This is a genomic window from Pseudonocardia oceanicola, assembly GCF_047200735.1.
In the GTDB taxonomy this organism is placed as follows: domain Bacteria; phylum Actinomycetota; class Actinomycetes; order Mycobacteriales; family Pseudonocardiaceae; genus Pseudonocardia.
The window spans coordinates 1-945 of sequence record NZ_JBJZON010000081.1; the positions used below are offsets into that span (position 1 = coordinate 1).

Genomic DNA, 945 nt, shown 5'->3' on the forward strand with positions numbered 1-945 from the left:
CTCCTGGTTCCGCGACAGCTTGCGGTAGCGGCCGGTGTCCCGTCGGTGCCGTTCGAGCGCTACGTCGACGACGCCGTGGTGCACTGCCGCAGCGAACACCAGGCGCGCCTGGTGGCGGCGGCGATCGCGCAGCGCATGGAGCAGGTCGGGTTGCGGCTGCACCCGGACAAGACGCGGATCGTGTACTGCAAGGACGGACGACGTGGCGGCTCGGCAGAGCACACCGCGTTCGACTTCCTCGGGTACACCTTCCGGGCCCGGGCGGTCCGCAGCAGGCACGGTAGCGTGTTCACCGTGTTCGGCCCGGCGGCCTCCAAGGCCGCCATGGCCAGGATGAGCGACACGGTGTGGTCCTGGCGGCTGCACCGGCACACCTCCTTGTCCGAGCGGGACCTGGCCCGATGGCTCAACCCCATCGTGTCGGGCTGGATGAACTACTACGGCCGGTTCTACCGGTCGCAGCTCTATCCCCTGCTGCGGTGCGGCTTCGAGATCGGCACCTCGACGGTGTAGCGCTACATCCGCGAGGCCCTCGAGGTGCTGGCGGCGATGGCGCCGACGCTGGAGCAGGCGGTCGAGGTCGCGGCCCGGAAGGCGTTCGTGATCCTCGACGGCACTCTGCTGCGTATCGACCGGGTCGGGATGGCCTCGGGCTATGACCGCGCCTTCTACTCTGGGAAGCACAAGGCCCACGGGCTCAACGTGCAGGTCATCGCCGACCCGGTCGGCCGCCTGGTGTGGATCTCCCCGCCGCTGCCCGGAGCGCGGCACGACATGGGCGCCGCCCGCGAGCACGGGATCATCGACGCGCTGACCGCGCAGGAGATCCCCGCTGCGGCCGACACCGCCTACCAGGGCGCCGGCCCCACGGTCGCGGTTCCGCAGCGGCGTCGCCGCAAGAACCCCGACACCGGCCGCTACCGCAAGCTGTCGCGGAACCAGGAA

Annotated in this window: 2 pseudogenes; both read left to right on the top strand. The window is 70.7% G+C overall.

Going from position 1 to position 945, the window contains the following annotated elements:
* Positions 1 to 45: 45 nt before the first annotated feature.
* A pseudogene (locus tag ACL02T_RS34890) lies at positions 46 to 240 on the top strand (reverse transcriptase domain-containing protein); the annotation flags it as partial.
* A 93-nt stretch (positions 241 to 333) separates the two neighbouring features.
* Positions 334 to 945: pseudogene (locus ACL02T_RS34895) on the top strand (transposase family protein); the annotation flags it as partial.